Origin of the sequence: Luteimonas huabeiensis HB2, assembly GCF_000559025.1 — a bacterium.
In the GTDB taxonomy this organism is placed as follows: Bacteria; Pseudomonadota; Gammaproteobacteria; order Xanthomonadales; family Xanthomonadaceae; genus Luteimonas; species Luteimonas huabeiensis.
The window spans coordinates 1-590 of record NZ_JAAN01000058.1 but is presented as its reverse complement, the minus strand read 5'-3'; the positions used below and the strand labels follow the sequence as shown (position 1 = coordinate 590).

The following is a 590-nucleotide window of genomic DNA, read 5'->3' as shown; positions in this document are numbered from 1 at the left end:
CCTCTACGGGCCGCTGGTGATTGAGCCGCTGGAGCCCGAGCCCTTCGCCTATGACCGCGATTACGTGGTCATGCTCAGCGACTGGACCGACCTCGATCCGAAGCGCCTGTTTGCCCGGCTCAAGAAGCGGTCGGATTTCGACAACTTCTCCAAGCGGACGGTTGGCGACTTCTTCGCCGACGTGAAACAGCACGGCCTGGCCGCCACGGTCGAAGACCGCAAGATGTGGGGCCGGATGCGGATGACGCCGACCGACCTGTCGGACGTCAACGGCAACACCTACACCTACCTCATGAACGGCATGACCTCGCTCGGCAACTGGACCGGGCTGTTCCGGTCGGGCGAGAAGGTCCGCCTCCGCTTCATCAACGGCTCCGCGATGACGTACTTCGACGTGCGGATCCCGGGCCTGAAGATGACCGTGGTCGCAGCCGATGGACAGTACGTGCATCCGGTTTCGGTCGACGAGCTCCGCATCGCCACCGCCGAGACCTTCGACGTCATCGTCGAACCCACCGGGCAGGATGCGTTCACCATTTTCGCCCAGGACAGCGGCCGTACCGGCTACGTCAGCGGCACGCTCGCCGTCA

The 590-nt window shown here is 64.2% G+C and carries 1 pseudogene; it reads left to right on the top strand.

Annotation, left to right across the window (positions count from 1 at the left end):
* Positions 1 to 590 (top strand): annotated as a pseudogene (locus tag Z164_RS0119315) (copper oxidase); the annotation flags it as partial.